This is a genomic window from Thalassotalea coralli, from assembly GCF_055786205.1.
Genome location: NZ_JBVVBK010000003.1, coordinates 456,289 through 474,079 on the forward strand (window position 1 = coordinate 456,289; position 17,791 = coordinate 474,079).

Genomic DNA, 17,791 nt, shown 5'->3' on the forward strand with positions numbered 1-17,791 from the left:
TATCTAGAAGAACTTTATTTTACGCAGTTAATCTTGCGATAAGCTTAGCAACAAGCTTGCGAAATTGACTGATTAATAAGGTATCCATTCTTGGGTCAAAATGATCGGCATCACGACTGCTGATCGCTAAAAAGCCTAAAGTATCGTCAAGGTGGGTCAACTTAATTAAGATGACCGAACCTTCACACACATCGTCAAATATCGCTTGCTGTTCTTTTTGCTGCAGACGACCAAAATAGAAATTATCATCTTCCAGTCTATTTTTTAGCACGTTACTACAGTCATTATTTACAATAATAGAATGCGCAGATTGACTCGGCGCCGCTAACCATAGCTTCATATCTTTTAAGGAAAGCAATTCGGTTGTCGCTTTAAAAAGGCAATCAAATAGCTCTTCCGAAGACTGGCAATCAATAAGGCGCAAATACAAATCACTGTACAGCATAAATAATTGCTCGTTGCTATTGGCAACAGACATGAGTTGTGTAATTTCTTCTTCAAGTGTCGCTACTTTATTTCGTAATAATTGCTGTTGGCGTTCTACCAAAGACACTGTTCCGCGCTGTATGTCTGATATACGAAGTTTTTCCACCAATGCAGGCTGACGATTAAAAAATTCAGGGTTGTCTTGCAGGTAGGTTAAAACGATTTCGTCTGTTAACGAAATATCCTCGTCTGAGGTTAAGGTTGTCATGGGTTGTTCTTGTTCACTCATATGTGTATTTGTCCATCAAAGACATGCACCGCAGGGCCGGTCATTTTTACAGGATTCCCCGGGCCTTTCCAAAACAGGCGCAATTTTCCGCCAGGAAGTTCTACGGTAACTTGTTTTGCTAATTTTTTTTGAATTTGCCCTACAACGACAGCAGCACATGCACCACTACCACAGGCTAATGTTTCTGCTGCACCACGCTCATATACGCGTAGTTTTACGTAATCAGGCGCTACCACCTCCATAAAGCCGACATTAGCGCCTTGTGGAAATCGCTCATGCGTTGAGAGTCGAGCGCCTAAGGTATCTAATGGTGCCGTAGTGATATCATCCACCGTAATTACGCAATGTGGGTTACCTAAAGACACAGCACCGCAAAGCACAGTGTCTTCGTCACTGCGCAAGATATAAGTGCCTTCTGCTTTTTGAGCATTAAAAGGAATTTTATGTGGCTCTGTTTGTGGCACTGGCATATTCACAGTAACGTTGCCATCACGCTCTATGTACAAGGTCATTTTGCCTGAATGGGTTGACACTCGAATTTTGTTGCGGCCAATCAAGCCTTTCATTTTAACAAATTTGGCAAAACAACGGGCACCATTACCACATTGGCTCACTTCACTACCGTCGGCATTGAAAATTCGGTAGTGAAAATCTAAATCGGGATCGTAAGGCGGCTCAACCACTAACAATTGGTCAAAGCCGACGCCAAAATTGCGATCAGCAAGTTGCTTAATTTGATCGTTAGGCAAATAAACATTTTGAGTGACATTGTCCAACACCAAAAAGTCGTTGCCTAACCCATGCATTTTCGAAAAATTCATTAACATTCTGCTGATATCACTTAGGGTAAAACCGTTTCACCTTGCCATAAACTTGCTAAAGATTCACGCTCTCGCACTAAATAAGCTTGATCGTTATCCACTAACACTTCTGCAGCTCTAGGACGACTGTTGTAGTTTGAACTCATGGTAAAGCCATACGCCCCAGATGAACGAACAGCGAGCAAGTCACCTGCTTCGATGGCAAGCTGTCTGTCTTTACCTAGAAAGTCACCTGTTTCGCATACAGGGCCAACAATGTCGTATGCCTGTTTTTCCGTATCTTGACGTTCAGTCACAGGAATGATTTCTTGCCACGCTTGATAAAGAGAAGGACGTATTAAATCATTCATCGCCGCATCAACAATGGCAAAATGTCGACCTTCATTGGTTTTTAGAAATTCTACTTCAGTAACCAATATGCCAGCATTAGCCATAATGGCACGACCTGGCTCATAAATTAACGTTAAGTCGCGATCAGCCATTTTCTCGGCAATTGCCGCTGCATACTCTTTAGGATGCGGTGGAGTTTCATCTTGATACCGAACACCTAAACCACCGCCAACATCAACATGAGAGAGCTTAATTCCTTGCTCTGCTAGCCTATCGACTAAGGCAAGCACGCGATCTAGCGCATCAAGAAACGGCGACACTTCGGTAAGTTGAGAGCCAATATGGCAGTCTACGCCTTTAACCGCAACATTAGGCATGTTGGCTGCTCGTTGATAAATCGCTTCAGCTTCTTGGAAGCTGACACCGAACTTATTCTCTTTTAATCCCGTCGAAATATAAGGGTGAGTTCCTGCGTCTACATCTGGATTAACACGCAAAGATACAGGGGCAACCATATCTTTTTCCGCTGCCACGTGTTGGATGCGATCTAGTTCCGCTTCAGATTCAACATTGAAACAATAAATGCCTTTATCTAACGCGTAAGCAATTTCATCAGATTTTTTACCAACGCCAGAAAACACTACTTTTTTAGGGTCACCGCCAGCTTGGATAACGCGGGCTAACTCACCCTTCGAGACGATATCAAAGCCAGAACCTAAACGAGCCATGATATTAAGCACCGCCAAATTACTATTGGCTTTTACCGCGTAACACACCAGATGAGGCCTATCACCAGCCGCACCATTAAAGGCATGCCAATGACGCTCTATTGTCGCTCTTGAGTAAATAAATAAAGGCGTGCCAAACTGATTAGCTAAATCGGCAACAGCACACTCTTCTGCGTATAACGCTGTTGCTTTGCGATTAAAATGATCCACTTACTTTTCTTCCTGTTGGTGGCTAGCGTCTTGAGTAGAATTCTCGGTTTGTTTATTTTCTTTTTGTTCTTCCTGATACAAAGGCCCTGGCATGCCACAGCTTGCCAGTAAAAAAACACTGAATAAACCTGTCACAATGATAGAATATTGTTTACGCATTTTTGATCAAATCGATTTTTTTCCCATGATAGACGTTTTATAATCTATTGACCATCAAATACAATAGAATCATGGGTTTTCACCAAAAAAATTTAAGGAAACTAAGATGAATGACACGCAATACAATCTAATGGCTGATGAATTACTTCTTCAGTTAGAAGAAGCCATCGAAGATTGTGGCGTTGATATCGACTATGAAGGCGTTGGTGGCATGTTAACGTTAGCCTTTAAAAATGGCTCAAAGATCATTGTTAACAAGCAAGCACCATTGCATGAAATTTGGGTAGCAACGAAGTACAACGGCCATCATTTCCACTTCGAAAACGATGTTTGGATGGATAAGCGCGGCGGCGGTGAGTTCTGGCAGTTTATTTCTAGCGCTGTATCAGACCAAGCAGAAGCTAATATCCAATTAACAGAATAGCAAAACAGAGTACCTCAATGGCACAAGCAAAAATTCGCATTGCGACACGTAAAAGCGCGCTTGCTCTATGGCAAGCAGAGTATGTAAAAGCACAACTTGAAAAACATCATCAAGGCATAGTTGTTGAACTTGTTCCCATGACCACTAAGGGCGATATCATTCTAGACACGCCGCTTGCAAAAGTCGGCGGCAAGGGACTGTTTGTTAAAGAACTAGAAGTCGCTATGTTAGAAGATAGAGCAGATATTGCCGTTCACTCTATGAAAGATGTACCGGTAGATTTTCCAGAAGGATTAGGTCTGTCTGTCATTTGTCCTAGAGAAGATCCGAGAGATGCGTTTGTTTCAAACCACCATGATTCTCTGGACGCTTTACCACAGGGTGCTATCGTTGGCACCTCAAGTTTACGTCGCCAATGTCAATTAAAAGCGATGCGCCCTGATCTAGATATTCGCGATTTACGCGGTAACGTGAACACTCGCTTAGCCAAGTTAGACAATGGCGATTATGACGCGATTATTCTCGCTGCTGCTGGTTTAATTCGTTTAGAAATGCCAGAGCGCATTAAACAGTTTATCGAGCCAGAAGTGATATTACCGGCAAACGGTCAAGGTGCTGTTGGCATTGAATGTCGCTTAGATGACAAAGAAACTCTTGCCTTACTCGCGCCATTAGAATGTCAAGAAACACGCCATCGCGTACTTGCAGAAAGAGCAATGAATAAAAAACTCGAGGGTGGCTGTCAGGTGCCAATTGGCAGTTATGCTGTCATTAACGGTGAAGAAATTCATTTGCGTGGCTTAGTAGGCGCAACAGATGGTTCAACCATTATCGAACAAGAAGTAATAGGCTCAGTAAGCAACGCTGAGAAGCTCGGTGAATCATTAGCCAACAAGCTACTTTCATTAGGCGCTGATGAGATTTTAAAACAGGTTTATGAACAATAAACCTGTTGTTCTCGTTACCCGGCCTGAACCTGCTGCCACACAACTTTGTGAGCTACTGGCAGCAAACAAACTCGACTTTGTAAAACAACCGTTATTGAGTTACAAAGCATGTGGCAGTAGTGAACAGTTACAAAATATTCTTTTACAACACCCTCCTAAGATCATAATTTTTGTCAGTAAAGCGGCTGTTGAATTTGCACATCAGATAACACCACTTGCCCACTGGTGTAGCAACGCTAAAACAATTCTGGCAGTTGGTAATAAGACTCAACAAGCACTGTTATCTCTGGGCATTGAAGCAATCGCGCCAGAACAGCACAACAGCGAAGGTTTGCTCGCGTTATCACAACTCAGTAATGAGCAGGTGGCAGAACAGAATATTCTCATCATTCGCGGTAATGGTGGCAGAGAAACGTTAGCCGAGACCCTAAAAAGTCGTAATGCAAATGTGAATTATCTTGAAAGTTATCAACGATATTGGCTAGACTTTAACGCAGATAGCAGCAAAATTTGGCTAAATAGCCAGATTAATACCATAGTTATTACCAGTGGTGAAATGCTAAGGCACCTAATTCAGCAATTAGGTAATGATAAAAACTACTGGTTAAAGCATGCTAATTGGCTAGTAATTAGTAAACGCATTGCTGAACTCGCTCAGCAGTATGACATAAGAAAAATATTTTTGAGTAATGGCGCCAATAACAAAGCCATTAGCCAAGCGCTAATGAATATGGAACATATCAATGACTGAACAAACACCAGAATTAGAAGCATCTCCAAAATCAGCAGACAAGGATAACGAAGCGAAAGCTGAGTCATCTTTAAGCGCATCCAAAACACCTGATTCAGCTTCTTCATCAACTAGCTCTGCATCAGCAGAAAAGAGCACAGCTAAGTCTTCTGGGACTTCAGAGAGAACAAGAGCCCATCGTAGTGCAAAAACAGCAGACGTTAAGCCAAAATCAGGGAGCTCATTTGTCGCTTGGTTAGCATTATTGCTTAGCATCATAGCAATAGCAGGGATAGGAGGAGCAGGTTACTTACATCATCTGCAACAACAGCAGTATCATCAAGATGTGATAAGCCAAAACCAAGCCCAAATCTCGCAATTGAAACAACAACTCGATAGTTCAATTAGTCAACAACAGCAATTACTTGCCGAACAAAAAAAAGCAAATGCTGAGCAATTAGCGCAAGCTGAACAATCGCTATTACACGCGAATCAGCAACAAATTAATCAAATTCAAACACAAGTAAACAACTTAACTAGCCGTCAACCGTCAGAATGGTTGTTACACGAAGCTGAATACTTAATTCGCGTCGCAATTCGCTCTATTTGGTTAGAAAGAGATACCAATGCTGCAGCTGGGTTATTGAAAGAAGCTGACCAACGTTTACTGCAATTAAAGCATCCTAAGTATTTGCCAGTAAGACAGCTAATTGCTAACGATATTAAAGCACTTGAGTTGATGCCAACACTGGCGACTGAAGAGGTGACCTTAACGCTAATGGCACTATCAAACCAAATAGGTGGCCTAACATTAGCGATGGCGCAAATACCAGACTCTGTTGAACAAGAGCCAGATCTTGAGCTAACGGATGATCCTGCTGACTGGCGTGAAAATTTATCGAAAACTTGGCAACGCTTTTTACAAGACTTTATTACGGTTAGACGCCGCTCAGGCCAAGTAGAAGCGTTAATGACGCCTCAACAGCAAAGCAATTTGAAAGAAAATCTTGCGCTACAGTTAGAAAAAATTCAATGGGCAGCTCGACAAGAAAACCCTCAACTATATCAAGCGAGTATCGACACCGCACTTGCTTGGTTAACAGAGTACTTCGATTTAAGCCAAGCAAAAACAGAAAACTTTTATTTAGCCATAGAAGCATTAAAACAAGAAACGGTAGCGTTTGATTTCCCTAACAACTTATCGTCTTACGATGCACTGTTATCAGTGATGAATGAAACTCAATCAGTTAACGAAGAAGAAATTAAAGAAGAGGAAACGAATACCAACACAAGTGAAAATGAACAAGATAATGTAGGAGTTCAATAATGAAACGCTTGTTATTTTTCTTTGTTATTTTAATCGTTTCCATCGCGGCAAGTTCTTATCTTATTGGCGAGAAAGGCTATATCCTCATCGCGATGGGCGACTACACAGTCGAATCCACCGTAGTTACCGCTGGTTTTTTCTTAATTATTGCCTTTCTTGTATTGTTACTTGTTTTAAAGCTATTAAAGCATGGCTTAAATTTTAGCATTGGCTCTTGGCACAAAATTAGGTTTGCAAACCAGCGTCGTGGCCTTCGCCAATTCCAACAAGGTGTGACCGCGTACGCGTTAGGCGACTTTAAACAAGCTGAACAATTGCTAGTTGATAGTACCAAGCGAACTAAGTTCGACAAAACCGCTTACTTGATGGCCGCTAGTGCTGCGCAGCAACAAAACAACACAGAAAACGCTAAACACTATCTAGAACAACTACCAGATATCTCTATCAAAGAAGGCGGTATCGAGTCACTACTTATCACCTTGCAGCTTCATATGGCCCAGAAAAACTATGGTCAAGCGCGCGAGTTGTTAGATCAGTTTCATAAACACATTGGTCATGACGATAGATTATTAGCACAAGACATAGAGCTTAGCTTAATTGAGCAACGTTATTTACACGCCATGGAAGCGTTAGTTAAAGCAAGAAAAAGTAAGGTGTTAACAGAACAGCAAATTGAACGCTGGGAGTCTAGTGCTGCTAAAGGCGCTTTTAATGAAAAAATCATCAAAGAAGACCAACAAGCACTCAATACCTACTGGAATAACTTACCTAAAAAAGTAAAACAGCGCGAAACCGTTTTATTAGCTTATTGCCAAGTGTTAGCAGCGCAGCAGTTAACTAAAGGATTAGAAGATATTCTGTTACCGGCAATCAAAAAACAAGCGAGCCCTTCCTTTATCAAAGCAATTCGCGCGATTCCTTTGCAACACAACGACACTTTGATTGCCGCTATTCAAAAACATTTACACAAAGACCCTAAATCGGCTCAGTGGCTGGGCTTACTCGCTCATTTTTCCGCGGCGTCTCAGCAGTGGGATATGGCAGAGAAGGCCTTTAATTCCTTGTTCCAACAAGACGAGGTAGATCTTGATGACATCCGAGTATTTGCCGAAGTGTTAAAGCAACAAGATAAACCTGAGCATGCGGTCACAATTTTACAAAAAGCTATTGGTTAACGGTTTAAAACCAACCGCATAAACATGTCAGAATTATAAGGACAACGAGCGCTCTCATTTAAACGCCCGTTGTCTGTTAATTACAGTAAATAGAACTTCATTAAAGCACTAGCAACAGCACATGCAATAACCGCTAAAATAGGCCATTGCAGAACTCTTAACAGAGCAATTCCCACAAGCACCCATGCCATATCTACAGCACTAGTTACCGCTGAGGTGAAAATAGGCTGATATAACGCCGAAAACAACAACCCGACGACAGCAGCATTTATCGCTGCTACACCCGATGCAACTTTGGGTAGTTCACTTAATTTTTGCCACGACGGTAAAAATGCCGCCATCAATAAAAACCCTGGAAGGAAAATCGCCAGAGTAGCAATGGAAGCACCAAGCCACGGAGACTGTGAATGTTCAACAAACCCCAGGAAAGTGGCGAAGGTAAACATAGGACCCGGAATGGCTTGAGCTGCAGCATAACCCGATAAAAATGTATTAACATCCACAGTAGCAGCTGTCATTGATTGTAATAATGGCAATACAACATGGCCACCACCAAACACTAAACTACCCGCTTGAAAGTAATTAAAAAACATTCTTGCCTCTGAGCTTGAAAAGGCGATAAAGCTCAAACCAAACAAGACGACAAAAGCCAGTAAAGGCAACGACAGGCTAAATCCCGAAGGCTTCTTCTCTTGTTGTTCAGGTTTTGCCAACAACACACCGATAGCAGCAGCTGCAAACAGCACACCTATTTGCGCCCATACCGTTGTTATCACCAATAAGGCCACAGCAGTAGCCGCAGCAATCAGTTGATGATGCTTTTCTTGGCAAAACGCTTTATACATACCCAAAACCGCATCAAACACTACAACCACGGCAACTATTTTTAGTCCAGATATCACGTGATAAAGCCAACCTTGATCAGCCATTTGCCCTTGGAAGTAAGCAAACACGCTCATCAAGATAAAAGACGGCAAGGTAAAGGCGACAAAAGCGACAATAGCACCAAGCAAGCCAGCCCGTTGTAAACCTATCGCAAAGCACACTTGGCTGGAGCCGGGCCCAGGTAGAAATTGGCTTAGCGCCACCAAATTTCCATACTCTTTATCAGAAAGCCATTGCTTTTCTTCAACAAATACTCGACGAAAATACCCTAGATGAGCTGCTGGACCACCAAATGATGTCCAGCCTAGTAAAAAGAATGAAGTAAACACTTGCCACATAAGACGTAAAAGCTCTTTAGCTCAATAATGATGGCTACTCTAAAGTGATTAAAAATAAATTTAAAGTAATTTCAAACGATTAAGTTTTTGTGACAAATTTTAGCTTGTTAATAGCATTAATAAGAACTATTATCACTTGCGTTCATATTATTGAGAGGTTTCTATGTACGTTTGTATATGCAAAGGCATAACAGATACACAAATTAAACAATTAGTTACTGAAGCAGGTGTTGGCTCTGTGCGCGAGCTTAAAAGACACCTAGATCTTGCCTCTCAATGCGGATCTTGTTCTAAAGTTGCTGCCCAAATTATTAACGACACTATCGTCGATGAAAGCCTATTCCAAGAAGTTAGTTAAGCTTTCTCACCTACCTTAAATTTCACACACAATAATAGTTAAAAGAATTCATTCTTTTAATCAGGTATTTATTGGCCAATTAATAATGGTATCAATAACCATTATCATTACTAACGCATTGTTTTTGTTAATATTTTTGCAAAATACTTAAGTTATCCTATACTCAATCAAACATTGATAACAGGGCATAACTACATGAAAACTTCTGCGGATATTGTTCAACAGCTCAATAAGGTCTTAACTACTGAGCTAACTTCCATTAATCAATACTTTCTTCATGCACGTATTTATAAGAATTGGGGCTTTAGTGCCTTAAATGACGCCTGCTATAAGAAGTCTATTTTAGACATGAAGCAAGCTGATAAACTTATTGAGCGTATTCTATTTCTTGAAGGCCTACCAAACCTTCAGCAATTGGGTTCACTTTCAATTGGCGAAAATACCGAAGAGATGCTTGGTTGCGACATGAAGTTTGAACTAAACCAAATCCCAACCATAAAGGCAGCTATCGTCTTTTGTGAACAAGCAAAAGACTTTGTTAGTCGTGACATTCTTACAGGGATTTTAAATGGTGAAGAAGAGCACGTAGATTGGTTAGAAGCACAAGAGTATCAAATTCAACAAATGGGTATTGAAAAGTACCTACAAGCGCAGCTTTAGGAGCAAATTATGCAAGGCGATAAAGAGGTTATTACCGGACTAAACCAATTGTTAGCATTTGAACTTGCTGCAATGGATCAATATTTTATTCATTCTCGTATGTACCAAGATTGGGGCTTCAATAAACTATTTGAGCGCATTGATCACGAATTTGACGACGAAAAAGGACACGCATCTGCACTGATTGAACGTATTTTGTTTTTAGAAGGTGTACCTGACATGACTACGCGTGACGGCCTGCAAATCGGCGCTACCGTGCCAGAAATGCTTAAAAGCGATCTGCGTGTTGAATATGCAGTTGATGCCAAGCTTAAAGAAGTGATGGCACTGTGTGAAACCAAGCAGGACTTTGTCAGTAGAGATATCCTGCAAACTCTGATCAACGATACTGAAGTTGACCACGCCTTTTGGTTAGAACAGCAAATTGGCTTAATAGATAAAATCGGTTTAGAAAACTATTTGCAGTCGCAGCTATAACCGTAAATAACCTGCAGGTAATTACATTCAACTCAACATGACTATTGAAAAGTAATTACCTGCTTTCTTACCCTGCGACGATTCCTACGTTATTGTTATTTATATGCTACTCAGTTCATTGTATTGAACCAGTTCTACACCAATCATATTGCGCAAATACGACTCAAAAAATACTTTATGATTCGCACCAACAATAACTAATACCTCTCCACCAACATTGTCGGCAACTAGGCGCATAATATTCGAGACCATATTTAAATTGCGAACCTCCCATAAGGCAACTCGAGCTAAAGCGGGCTCAACGGCTAAATCTTTATCTAAAAACAAACGCCACTCATCATTAAGTACTTGGCGCTGATATTCGCCACCATTTAACCAACGATATAACGTATCCCAGTCCTTTGTTTCTGCCCCCTGTTTCATCAGTGTTTTGATCTTAGTAACATATTCGCTTGCACCTATTTTCTTGGCGGCCTCTGACTTTTTCATACTCGGCATTAGCTTAGGCATTAAGGCTAAATACTGATCTTTATCTAGATGGTCATCCATTGGATGTAAACGCAAGTGCTTATGTTTCATCGCCACATTAATCGCAATCAACTTAATCTCATTGTTGCGACTAAATAGCTTAGCTAGATAAGCTTCTATCGGCTTTGCCAAGGCGGATTTATTTGATTGTAAGTAAGCATAGTGAAGTAACGCGGTATGCTTTTCATAGGACGCAATAGCGAGTTTGATCGCTTGTTCGTGCCACGCTTGGTCAAAAAGCTGTTTATCTAAGTGTTTAGTTAATTCAATACGTGCTTCTATGGCGGTAAGTGACAGTTGTTGTTGAATTTGTTCAGATAGTTCAATGAATTCATGCCCAACAAATTGATTAACAACCGATTCATAAGCTTGGCTATTCATTTGCATCGCGAGAATATCGCTCGGGCGCAGTGCTTCGATTGCAATCGCATCCGGCGAAAATTTGTCGAGCTTACCGACTACTGACCCCATATCTGCAAAAGTGATAGGCTCTTTTATCGCCCTTAAATGAGCGGAAGCCAATACCATGACTTTCGTCGGTTTTTTAGAATAGGGTTTTACTTCTTGGATCAACGATTGCTTTGCGTGTGCTGCAAAAGCGCAGCACGTAACGAAAAATAAAACTGCCAAATACTTCATATCATTCCTTTTATGAATTAATTTAAATTGTTCACGTTTAAGCGTTAGAAGGCCTTTTAGGCCTAAAATGATTAGCAGCCCCCGTCTGCGCCACCACCATCACCAAAACCACCTCCAAAGCCGCCACCACTGGAACTACTATCTGAAAAGCTTGTACTAGCAGGAGTTGAAACGGCTAATAACGATGAAAAGTTAAAGTCAGAAGATCCATTAAATACGGTATCAGAAATTTCCGTGCGCGTTGCTTGATAATCGCACTCAGCTCCAGCCGTTTGATGTATTTGTTCGAATTCTTCTGGAGAGCAGTACATGGCATAGGCATAGCTATTTAGCACAATTGAAGAACCAGCCGCAGACGTTACTAAATTTTTACGCCTTAAAATCTCATCCACTTGCTCTTTAGAATAAAAAGCCTTTTGACCATATTGAGCTTTTAATTCTCTTGGCAGTTTTCGAGCACACTTTCGAATATTGCGTTTGCGAAAAAATGACTTAAACATTTTCTAACTCCTTTTATTACGATAGGTAGGTATTACTCGTTAACATTTTGATTCAGCATCTGCACGCATGCTGATTAACAAGTTTTTTAATGCTCTAGTTGTCCTGTAGCGTAGCCAATAGCTTATTGATACGAATAGCAACAAAGCCATTAAGCCATGACTAACAGTAAAAGCGGTTAAATCACCTGATAGGATATACAACAACCCAACAGGAAAAATGAACAGCATAAAGAAAACAAAGTAAGTAAGGAAAGTAACGCCGCCAAGAGTTGCGTTTAACCTAACTTGATCGGTATCTTTCTCGAGGGTTATTTGGGTTGCACCTTTAAGTGGATCTTGATTGGTGCTAGTGGTTCCTTCCCCTTTTAAAGTCATGACCTTGTCGTCGGCGTGCGTGAGCGTAAAACCATTACTGCACAAGATATGCTTAGCAAAAGTAAAGTCTTCAACCGAACTCTTTGGCGTTTCAATAAAAGTGCTAAATTTCATCTTACCTCCAAACTAATTCAATCAAAAAGCGCAAAGATTTAATAGCTTAGTCGTTGGTAGTGGTGATTTATTACACACTTTTTCGCCGAATTATGCGCAAAGGAGAAGAGTCTTATTTAATGGCAGCTGAAATGCGTGTTTAAGCTGCCATTAAATAAGGCTCTTGGCCTTTATGTTTTGCCTTACGATTAAATGAGCCTTTGCCTTTCTTCGCTTTAACAACTTGAGTTCTATAGGCCTTTGACGTAACAAGTGCCGCGAGAAAATTGTCTTTAATTTCGCCTCTACCAAGTTCAGTTGGCGAATTGTTTTGTTTTTTCGTTTTCATCATCATCTCTTAATAAAATTAAACTAATAAAGCTCATTTCTCCGATTAAACACTGTTGAAGTGATCGAAATTTGAGCTACGGCTAGTATACAATAAAAGTTGGATTAGCAGTAAAGACCATTTCATGACAAAACGAGAAATTACCATCAAACCGCGCGCCCGACACAATGGCTTATCCATAGTGTTAGCATCCTTTATCTCATTGTGCTTGGTGACCCCTTTTGCCAGTGCCTATTGGCAAGATGCAAAGTTTGCGCTGATGTTTCTTATTTTATTCATTCTATGTGGCATGTTATTGGGGTTACTGAAATATTTTGAGCCACAGAAAAGCGTCGTCATTACCCCTGAGCATCTAACCTTTATCCACCGCAAAGGTAGGTGGCAATTGCCATGGCAGAAAATCCGAAACATTAACAGTGTCAATAACACCTATGGTGTAGAAAAAGATGAGTTAGCTTATATAGGCCTAGCGCTTGAAAACCTGGAAGATTTAGTTGATGTTATCTCATTGCGCCTAGCTAACAATCTTATTCATGAACAACAACCCTTAGTGCGTTATTGCCTTTCAAGACAGCTTATTACTATGGAGCAAGCAGTGATGAACTTTGAGCCCTTCGTTTGTCCTTCAGGCAAAGTAGTTAAAGGACCATTAGCGGGGTTTTTGCATCAAGCTGAAGTATTAAAATCAGCGCTTGGCTCGCATCTATTTATTGGCGAAAATAGCTTGGATAGGTCGACAGAAGAGTTTATTGCGCTGTTGAAAGAATGTAAGCAGGCAAGTATCAACAATAATTAGATAACTTGCCTACTACTAAAATGAGCTAGTTCCTAATAGCGATTAGATAAAAGCAAAAGCATCAGCGTACATATGCTCTAAGTTCGCGCCTTGTTCAACAAAGTCGGTTCTGACTACACCAACCATATCAAAGCGACCAGCAACATAAATATCAAAATCACCTAGGTTATTGATATCTTTCATCACAACTTTATGCACCATACCAATACGTTCATTCCAGTCATCATGTGGCGTTTCAACCACAGGATAAAAGTGACCGTTATCCATACTTTCAATGATTTGACGCGTTTCATTTAATTCATAACAAGCACTTGGATCACGCAAGCCCCAGTAAACGTGAATCTCACGCGTAGAGTTTTCTTGTGCTAAGTAAGTAAACATAGATTTAATGTAAGAAAAGCCTGTACCACCAGCAACAAGTAATAGTGGACGTTCACTGCTTTCACGCAGCTCAGCTTTACCTAATGGAATTTCGATTTCTACTGTACTTTGCTCACGTACACGATCAACCACTTGCATTGGGTAGCTGTCAGCGCCAAAAGCACCAATTTGTAACTCTATTAGCTCATCATTTGGCGAGCTAGCAATAGAGAAAGGACGTTTGTCTTCTTCATCCATGACAAAGTTTAGGTATTGACCAGCAATAAACGCTACTTTTTCAGCAGGCTTTAACATCACTTTGTATACGTGTTCAGTCAAATTAGTAACTGACTGAACCTGACATTGAATAGTTTTCATTGAATAACCTTTAATACAGTGAACAAGTGCGCTAACACTATTCTTGTTCATCAATTCCAAGTTCTTGCCATATTTCATCTACGGCATTTTTAACGGCTTCATCCATCACAATTGGTTCGCCCCATTCGCGGTCGGTTTCTCCCGGCCATTTATTGGTGGCGTCCATACCCATTTTCGAGCCTAAACCCGATACTGGAGAAGCAAAGTCTAAATAATCAATTGGCGTATTTTCTATCATCACGGTATCGCGAGCAGGATCCATACGCGTCGTCATAGCCCAGATAACATCATGCCAATCGCGAGCATTGACATCGTCATCACAGACAATAACAAATTTGGTGTACATAAATTGTCGCAAGAAAGACCAAACCCCCATCATCACGCGTTTAGCGTGTCCTGGGTATTGTTTCTTCATCGTGACAACAGCCAGTCGGTATGAACAACCTTCTGGTGGCAAGTAAAAGTCGACGATTTCAGGAAACTGCTTTTGAATAATAGGAACAAACACCTCATTCAAGGCAACACCTAAAATTGCTGGCTCATCAGGCGGCCTACCGGTATAAGTACTATGATAAATCGGGTCTTTACGCATAGTGACGTGTGTCACGGTAAACACAGGGAAGTCGTCAACTTCATTGTAGTAACCGGTGTGATCTCCATATGGGCCTTCGGGCGCCATTTCCTCGGGATCAATATAACCTTCTAAAACAATCTCTGCAGATGAAGGCACTTGTAAATCGTTACTTAGACATTGCACGACTTCTGTTTTGCTACCTCGAAGTAAACCTGCAAAAGCATATTCCGATAAGCTATCAGGTACTGGAGTTACCGCCCCCAAAATAGTCGCAGGATCTGCGCCTAATGCCACTGACACTGGATAAGGCTTACCAGGGTGTTGTTGTTTCCACTCCTGAAAGTCTAACGCACCACCACGATGAGATAGCCAGCGCATAATGACTTTGTTTTTACCCAGTAGTTGTTGGCGATAAATGCCTAAGTTTTGTCTTTCTTTATGTGGCCCCCGGGTAACAGTCAAACCCCAAGTAATTAGTGGAGCAACGTCTCCCGGCCAACATTTTTGAATAGGGAGTTTAGTTAAATCAACATCGTCACCGGTAAAAACCACATCCTGACAAGGCGCTTTCTTAACAACTTTTGCAGGCATGTTTAGCACTTGCTTATAAATAGGCAATTTATCTAGTGCATCTTTAAAGCCTTTTGGCGGCTCAGGCTCTTTCAATAACGCAAGTAATTTACCGACATCGCGAAGAGCCGATACATCAGGCTGCCCCATTGCTAAAGCCACGCGATCTGGCGTACCAAATAAATTAGTAAGTACAGGGATATCGTACCCTTCAGGATTTTCAAATAGCAACGCAGGTCCACCAGCACGCAAGGTGCGGTCGCTAATTTCTGTCATCACTAAGTCGGTAGAAATCGGTTGTTTAATGCGTTTAAGCTGACCAATTTTCTCGAGTTGCTCTATAAAGTCTCGTAAATCCTGATATTTCATACTGGGACTAATCTCTCTATTTAAGGCGCGCATAGTACACTATTGTGGATGTTTTGTCGTTTAAAAAGACAACTATTTGTATTAAGGTTAATTAAGCCTTGCCAACTTAAATGGACAAACTTTTATGCGTATTTTGTTGTGTTTACTGCTTATTGCTTCCTTTTCTAGTGTCGCTCGTAATCAATGTGCTGCACCTGAATACCGCCAATTCGATTTCTGGTTAGGCCACTGGAACGTTTCAATAGAAAGCGACAATGTCATACGCACAAACCGTATCTCTTTGATCAATAACGGTTGCACTTTATTAGAAGAATATACGACACCCGATGGTTATCAGGGCAAAAGCTTGAATATGTATGACCGTGCAAGTGGTATGTGGCACCAAACATGGATGGATAATAGCGGCCTGGTGTTAAAGCTATCTGGCAAGTTTACCGACGGAAAAATGGTTATGGCGGGTAAAACTCAATCGGCGCAAGGCACTCAATTAAATAAAATAACTTGGCAGGCCCTAGCAGACGGTCGAGTCAATCAACATTGGCAAACTAGCCGAGACAATGGCAAAACCTGGCAAACAGCATTTAACGGTTATTATCAGAAAGCCAAACCACAATAAAAAAACGCCAGCATCTAGCTGGCGTTTTTTTTGAATGCTAAAAGCTTACTTGCGCTTCATTGAATCAAAGAATTCATCGTTTGTTTTGGTCATCGCCAACTTATCGATAAGGAATTCCATTGCGTCAATCTCGCCCATCTCATGAACGATTTTACGTAAGATCCACATTTTTTGTAATTCGTCTGGCTTAGTAAGAAGCTCTTCACGACGTGTACCACTGCGGTTAAAGTGAATAGCTGGGAATACACGTTTTTCTGCAATTTTGCGAGAAAGGTGTAATTCCATATTACCTGTACCTTTAAATTCTTCGTAGATAACTTCATCCATTTTCGAGCCAGTTTCAATAAGCGCTGTCGCGATAATAGTTAAGCTACCACCTTCTTCGATGTTACGAGCCGCACCAAAGAAACGCTTAGGACGATGAAGAGCATTCGCATCGACACCACCAGTTAGGATTTTACCTGACGAAGGAATAACTGTGTTGTATGCACGTGCTAAACGCGTAATTGAATCAAGTAAGATAACCACATCTTTCTTATGTTCTACTAAACGCTTTGCTTTCTCAATCACCATTTCAGCTACTTGAACGTGGCGACTTGCTGGCTCATCAAACGTTGACGCAACAACTTCACCTTTAACAAGGCGCTGCATCTCGGTTACTTCTTCCGGGCGCTCATCAATAAGCAATACCATCACCTCACATTCAGGGTGATTACGGGTAATGCTTTGCGCAATATTTTGAAGAAGTAGCGTTTTACCCGCTTTCGGCGGAGCAACAATCAAGCCACGTTGGCCTTTACCAATTGGGGCAGCTAAGTCTAAAACACGTGCAGTAATATCTTCAGTAGAGCCGTTACCACGCTCCATACCTAGTCTGTGGTTAGCGTGGATAGGTGTTAAGTTTTCAAAAAGAATTTTGCTGCGAGAGTTTTCTGGGCGATCAGAGTTAACTTCGTTAACTTTTAATAAAGCAAAGTAGCGTTCACCATCTTTAGGTGGACGAATTTTACCTTGAATAGTATCACCGGTACGCATACTAAAGCGGCGAATTTGACTTGGCGATACATAAATGTCATCTGGGCCAGCTAAATACGAAGAGTCTGCAGAACGTAAGAAACCAAATCCGTCTTGTAATATTTCTAAAACGCCGCCACCGAAAATATCTTCACCACTTTTAGCATGCGCTTTTAATATGGCAAATATAATATCTTGTTTACGGTTACGAGCTAAGTGCTCTAATTGCATTGACTCAGCCAATGCGAGAAGTTCATTGATCGATTTTTGTTTTAGTTCGGTAAGATTCATAATAGAGGTTCTTAAACTTTTAAACGTTTATAGTTCTGCCTGCTGGCATATTGTG

General features: G+C 41.1%; 22 protein-coding genes. 10 read left to right on the forward strand and 12 right to left on the reverse strand.

Annotated elements, in window-relative coordinates; all coding sequences use genetic code 11:
- Window positions 1–19 precede the first annotated feature (19 nt).
- The 4 genes from ACOB80_RS10235 to ACOB80_RS10250 are packed head-to-tail and all read right to left on the reverse strand — an operon-like array spanning window position 20 to window position 2,963.
- Window positions 20–715: a DUF484 family protein gene (locus ACOB80_RS10235; RefSeq protein WP_473165720.1), complete on the reverse strand. Its 696-nt coding sequence runs from the start codon at window positions 713–715 to the stop codon at window positions 20–22.
- Window positions 712–1,542 (reverse strand): diaminopimelate epimerase, encoded by an 831-nt coding sequence (dapF, locus tag ACOB80_RS10240; RefSeq protein ID WP_473165721.1) that lies wholly within the window; start codon window positions 1,540–1,542, stop codon window positions 712–714. The genes ACOB80_RS10235 and dapF overlap by 4 nt, the downstream gene beginning before the upstream one ends.
- A 14-nt stretch (window positions 1,543–1,556) precedes the next feature.
- Complete coding sequence (gene lysA, locus ACOB80_RS10245; RefSeq protein WP_473165722.1) at window positions 1,557–2,804, reverse strand: diaminopimelate decarboxylase; 1,248 nt, start codon at window positions 2,802–2,804, stop codon at window positions 1,557–1,559.
- Entirely contained in the window at window positions 2,805–2,963 is a 159-nt protein-coding gene (locus ACOB80_RS10250) for an LptM family lipoprotein (RefSeq protein ID WP_473165723.1), read from the reverse strand.
- Between the two features lie 106 nt (window positions 2,964–3,069).
- On the opposite strand from ACOB80_RS10250, the gene cyaY reads away from it, so the two are divergent.
- Genes cyaY through ACOB80_RS10275 form a run of 5 tightly spaced genes read left to right on the forward strand, consistent with a single transcriptional unit; the run spans window position 3,070 to window position 7,566 of the window.
- Window positions 3,070–3,387, forward strand: coding sequence for an iron donor protein CyaY (gene cyaY, locus ACOB80_RS10255; protein WP_473165724.1), 318 nt, complete (start codon window positions 3,070–3,072; stop codon window positions 3,385–3,387).
- A 17-nt stretch (window positions 3,388–3,404) separates the two neighbouring features.
- Entirely contained in the window at window positions 3,405–4,334 is a 930-nt protein-coding gene (gene hemC, locus ACOB80_RS10260; protein WP_473165725.1) for a hydroxymethylbilane synthase, read from the forward strand.
- Complete coding sequence (locus ACOB80_RS10265; RefSeq protein ID WP_473165726.1) at window positions 4,324–5,085, forward strand: uroporphyrinogen-III synthase; 762 nt, start codon at window positions 4,324–4,326, stop codon at window positions 5,083–5,085. The genes hemC and ACOB80_RS10265 overlap by 11 nt, the downstream gene beginning before the upstream one ends.
- Window positions 5,078–6,391 carry a uroporphyrinogen-III C-methyltransferase gene (locus ACOB80_RS10270; protein WP_473165727.1) on the forward strand — a complete coding sequence of 438 codons (1,314 nt, stop codon included), beginning with the start codon at window positions 5,078–5,080 and terminating at the stop codon, window positions 6,389–6,391. The genes ACOB80_RS10265 and ACOB80_RS10270 overlap by 8 nt, the downstream gene beginning before the upstream one ends.
- Window positions 6,391–7,566 (forward strand): heme biosynthesis HemY N-terminal domain-containing protein, encoded by a 1,176-nt coding sequence (locus tag ACOB80_RS10275; RefSeq protein ID WP_473165728.1) that lies wholly within the window; start codon window positions 6,391–6,393, stop codon window positions 7,564–7,566. Before ACOB80_RS10270 ends, ACOB80_RS10275 begins: the two co-directional genes overlap by 1 nt.
- Window positions 7,567–7,646: 80 nt before the next feature.
- On the opposite strand, the gene chrA is transcribed toward ACOB80_RS10275, so the two are convergent.
- Window positions 7,647–8,789: a chromate efflux transporter gene (gene chrA, locus ACOB80_RS10280; RefSeq protein WP_473165729.1), complete on the reverse strand. Its 1,143-nt coding sequence runs from the start codon at window positions 8,787–8,789 to the stop codon at window positions 7,647–7,649.
- Between the two features lie 163 nt (window positions 8,790–8,952).
- On the opposite strand from chrA, the gene ACOB80_RS10285 reads away from it, so the two are divergent.
- The 3 genes from ACOB80_RS10285 (at window position 8,953) to bfr (ACOB80_RS10295) (ending at window position 10,284) form a co-directional block, all read left to right on the forward strand.
- The gene (locus ACOB80_RS10285) at window positions 8,953–9,147 is read left to right on the forward strand and encodes a (2Fe-2S)-binding protein (RefSeq protein ID WP_473165730.1); all 195 of its coding nucleotides are present in this window, start codon (window positions 8,953–8,955) and stop codon (window positions 9,145–9,147) included.
- 195 nt (window positions 9,148–9,342) lie between these two features.
- On the forward strand, window positions 9,343–9,807 hold the full coding sequence (gene bfr, locus ACOB80_RS10290; protein WP_473165731.1) for a bacterioferritin: 465 nt from the start codon (window positions 9,343–9,345) through the stop codon (window positions 9,805–9,807).
- A gap of 9 nt (window positions 9,808–9,816) precedes the next feature.
- On the forward strand, window positions 9,817–10,284 hold the full coding sequence (gene bfr, locus ACOB80_RS10295) for a bacterioferritin (protein WP_473165732.1): 468 nt from the start codon (window positions 9,817–9,819) through the stop codon (window positions 10,282–10,284).
- Between the two features lie 99 nt (window positions 10,285–10,383).
- On the opposite strand, the gene ACOB80_RS10300 is transcribed toward bfr (ACOB80_RS10295), so the two are convergent.
- From ACOB80_RS10300 to ACOB80_RS10315, 4 genes are all read right to left on the reverse strand, one after another.
- On the reverse strand, window positions 10,384–11,451 hold the full coding sequence (locus ACOB80_RS10300) for a DUF5694 domain-containing protein (protein WP_473165733.1): 1,068 nt from the start codon (window positions 11,449–11,451) through the stop codon (window positions 10,384–10,386).
- A gap of 71 nt (window positions 11,452–11,522) precedes the next feature.
- Complete coding sequence (locus ACOB80_RS10305) at window positions 11,523–11,951, reverse strand: DUF6559 family protein (RefSeq protein WP_473165734.1); 429 nt, start codon at window positions 11,949–11,951, stop codon at window positions 11,523–11,525.
- Between the two features lie 39 nt (window positions 11,952–11,990).
- Window positions 11,991–12,440 carry a hypothetical protein gene (locus tag ACOB80_RS10310; RefSeq protein WP_473165735.1) on the reverse strand — a complete coding sequence of 150 codons (450 nt, stop codon included), beginning with the start codon at window positions 12,438–12,440 and terminating at the stop codon, window positions 11,991–11,993.
- A gap of 139 nt (window positions 12,441–12,579) precedes the next feature.
- A complete protein-coding gene (locus ACOB80_RS10315) occupies window positions 12,580–12,771 on the reverse strand; it encodes an alternative ribosome-rescue factor A (protein ID WP_473165736.1) in 192 nt (63 codons plus the stop codon).
- A gap of 121 nt (window positions 12,772–12,892) precedes the next feature.
- Here ACOB80_RS10315 and ACOB80_RS10320 point away from each other — a divergent pair, with 121 nt between their 5' ends.
- Window positions 12,893–13,564 (forward strand): DUF2982 domain-containing protein, encoded by a 672-nt coding sequence (locus ACOB80_RS10320; protein ID WP_473165737.1) that lies wholly within the window; start codon window positions 12,893–12,895, stop codon window positions 13,562–13,564.
- A 42-nt stretch (window positions 13,565–13,606) separates the two neighbouring features.
- On the opposite strand, the gene fre is transcribed toward ACOB80_RS10320, so the two are convergent.
- Together fre and ubiD are read right to left on the reverse strand one after the other, a co-directional pair.
- Window positions 13,607–14,302, reverse strand: coding sequence for an NAD(P)H-flavin reductase (gene fre / locus ACOB80_RS10325; protein WP_473165738.1), 696 nt, complete (start codon window positions 14,300–14,302; stop codon window positions 13,607–13,609).
- Between the two features lie 37 nt (window positions 14,303–14,339).
- Window positions 14,340–15,815: a 4-hydroxy-3-polyprenylbenzoate decarboxylase gene (gene ubiD, locus ACOB80_RS10330; RefSeq protein WP_473165739.1), complete on the reverse strand. Its 1,476-nt coding sequence runs from the start codon at window positions 15,813–15,815 to the stop codon at window positions 14,340–14,342.
- A gap of 124 nt (window positions 15,816–15,939) precedes the next feature.
- On the opposite strand from ubiD, the gene ACOB80_RS10335 reads away from it, so the two are divergent.
- Window positions 15,940–16,431 (forward strand): hypothetical protein, encoded by a 492-nt coding sequence (locus ACOB80_RS10335; protein WP_473165740.1) that lies wholly within the window; start codon window positions 15,940–15,942, stop codon window positions 16,429–16,431.
- Window positions 16,432–16,476: 45 nt separating this feature from the next.
- Here the strand turns inward: ACOB80_RS10335 and rho are convergent, their stop codons facing one another.
- Window positions 16,477–17,736, reverse strand: a complete 1,260-nt coding sequence (gene rho / locus ACOB80_RS10340) for a transcription termination factor Rho (RefSeq protein WP_473165741.1) — start codon at window positions 17,734–17,736, stop codon at window positions 16,477–16,479.
- Window positions 17,737–17,791: the final 55 nt, after the last annotated feature.

What these genes read in the sequence shown, in the direction of transcription:
- ACOB80_RS10235 (WP_473165720.1), bottom strand. Translation starts at nt 715, where the DNA reads ATGAGTGAACAAGAACAACCCATGACAACCTTAACCTCAGACGAGGAT.
- dapF (WP_473165721.1), bottom strand. Translation starts at nt 1,542, where the DNA reads ATGTTAATGAATTTTTCGAAAATGCATGGGTTAGGCAACGACTTTTTG.
- ACOB80_RS10250 (WP_473165723.1), bottom strand. Translation starts at nt 2,963, where the DNA reads ATGCGTAAACAATATTCTATCATTGTGACAGGTTTATTCAGTGTTTTT.
- cyaY (WP_473165724.1), top strand. Translation starts at nt 3,070, where the DNA reads ATGAATGACACGCAATACAATCTAATGGCTGATGAATTACTTCTTCAG.
- hemC (WP_473165725.1), top strand. Translation starts at nt 3,405, where the DNA reads ATGGCACAAGCAAAAATTCGCATTGCGACACGTAAAAGCGCGCTTGCT.
- ACOB80_RS10265 (WP_473165726.1), top strand. Translation starts at nt 4,324, where the DNA reads ATGAACAATAAACCTGTTGTTCTCGTTACCCGGCCTGAACCTGCTGCC.
- ACOB80_RS10270 (WP_473165727.1), top strand. Translation starts at nt 5,078, where the DNA reads ATGACTGAACAAACACCAGAATTAGAAGCATCTCCAAAATCAGCAGAC.
- ACOB80_RS10275 (WP_473165728.1), top strand. Translation starts at nt 6,391, where the DNA reads ATGAAACGCTTGTTATTTTTCTTTGTTATTTTAATCGTTTCCATCGCG.
- chrA (WP_473165729.1), bottom strand. Translation starts at nt 8,789, where the DNA reads ATGTGGCAAGTGTTTACTTCATTCTTTTTACTAGGCTGGACATCATTT.
- ACOB80_RS10285 (WP_473165730.1), top strand. Translation starts at nt 8,953, where the DNA reads ATGTACGTTTGTATATGCAAAGGCATAACAGATACACAAATTAAACAA.
- bfr (WP_473165731.1), top strand. Translation starts at nt 9,343, where the DNA reads ATGAAAACTTCTGCGGATATTGTTCAACAGCTCAATAAGGTCTTAACT.
- bfr (WP_473165732.1), top strand. Translation starts at nt 9,817, where the DNA reads ATGCAAGGCGATAAAGAGGTTATTACCGGACTAAACCAATTGTTAGCA.
- ACOB80_RS10300 (WP_473165733.1), bottom strand. Translation starts at nt 11,451, where the DNA reads ATGAAGTATTTGGCAGTTTTATTTTTCGTTACGTGCTGCGCTTTTGCA.
- ACOB80_RS10305 (WP_473165734.1), bottom strand. Translation starts at nt 11,951, where the DNA reads ATGTTTAAGTCATTTTTTCGCAAACGCAATATTCGAAAGTGTGCTCGA.
- ACOB80_RS10310 (WP_473165735.1), bottom strand. Translation starts at nt 12,440, where the DNA reads ATGAAATTTAGCACTTTTATTGAAACGCCAAAGAGTTCGGTTGAAGAC.
- ACOB80_RS10315 (WP_473165736.1), bottom strand. Translation starts at nt 12,771, where the DNA reads ATGATGAAAACGAAAAAACAAAACAATTCGCCAACTGAACTTGGTAGA.
- ACOB80_RS10320 (WP_473165737.1), top strand. Translation starts at nt 12,893, where the DNA reads ATGACAAAACGAGAAATTACCATCAAACCGCGCGCCCGACACAATGGC.
- fre (WP_473165738.1), bottom strand. Translation starts at nt 14,302, where the DNA reads ATGAAAACTATTCAATGTCAGGTTCAGTCAGTTACTAATTTGACTGAA.
- ubiD (WP_473165739.1), bottom strand. Translation starts at nt 15,815, where the DNA reads ATGAAATATCAGGATTTACGAGACTTTATAGAGCAACTCGAGAAAATT.
- ACOB80_RS10335 (WP_473165740.1), top strand. Translation starts at nt 15,940, where the DNA reads ATGCGTATTTTGTTGTGTTTACTGCTTATTGCTTCCTTTTCTAGTGTC.
- rho (WP_473165741.1), bottom strand. Translation starts at nt 17,736, where the DNA reads ATGAATCTTACCGAACTAAAACAAAAATCGATCAATGAACTTCTCGCA.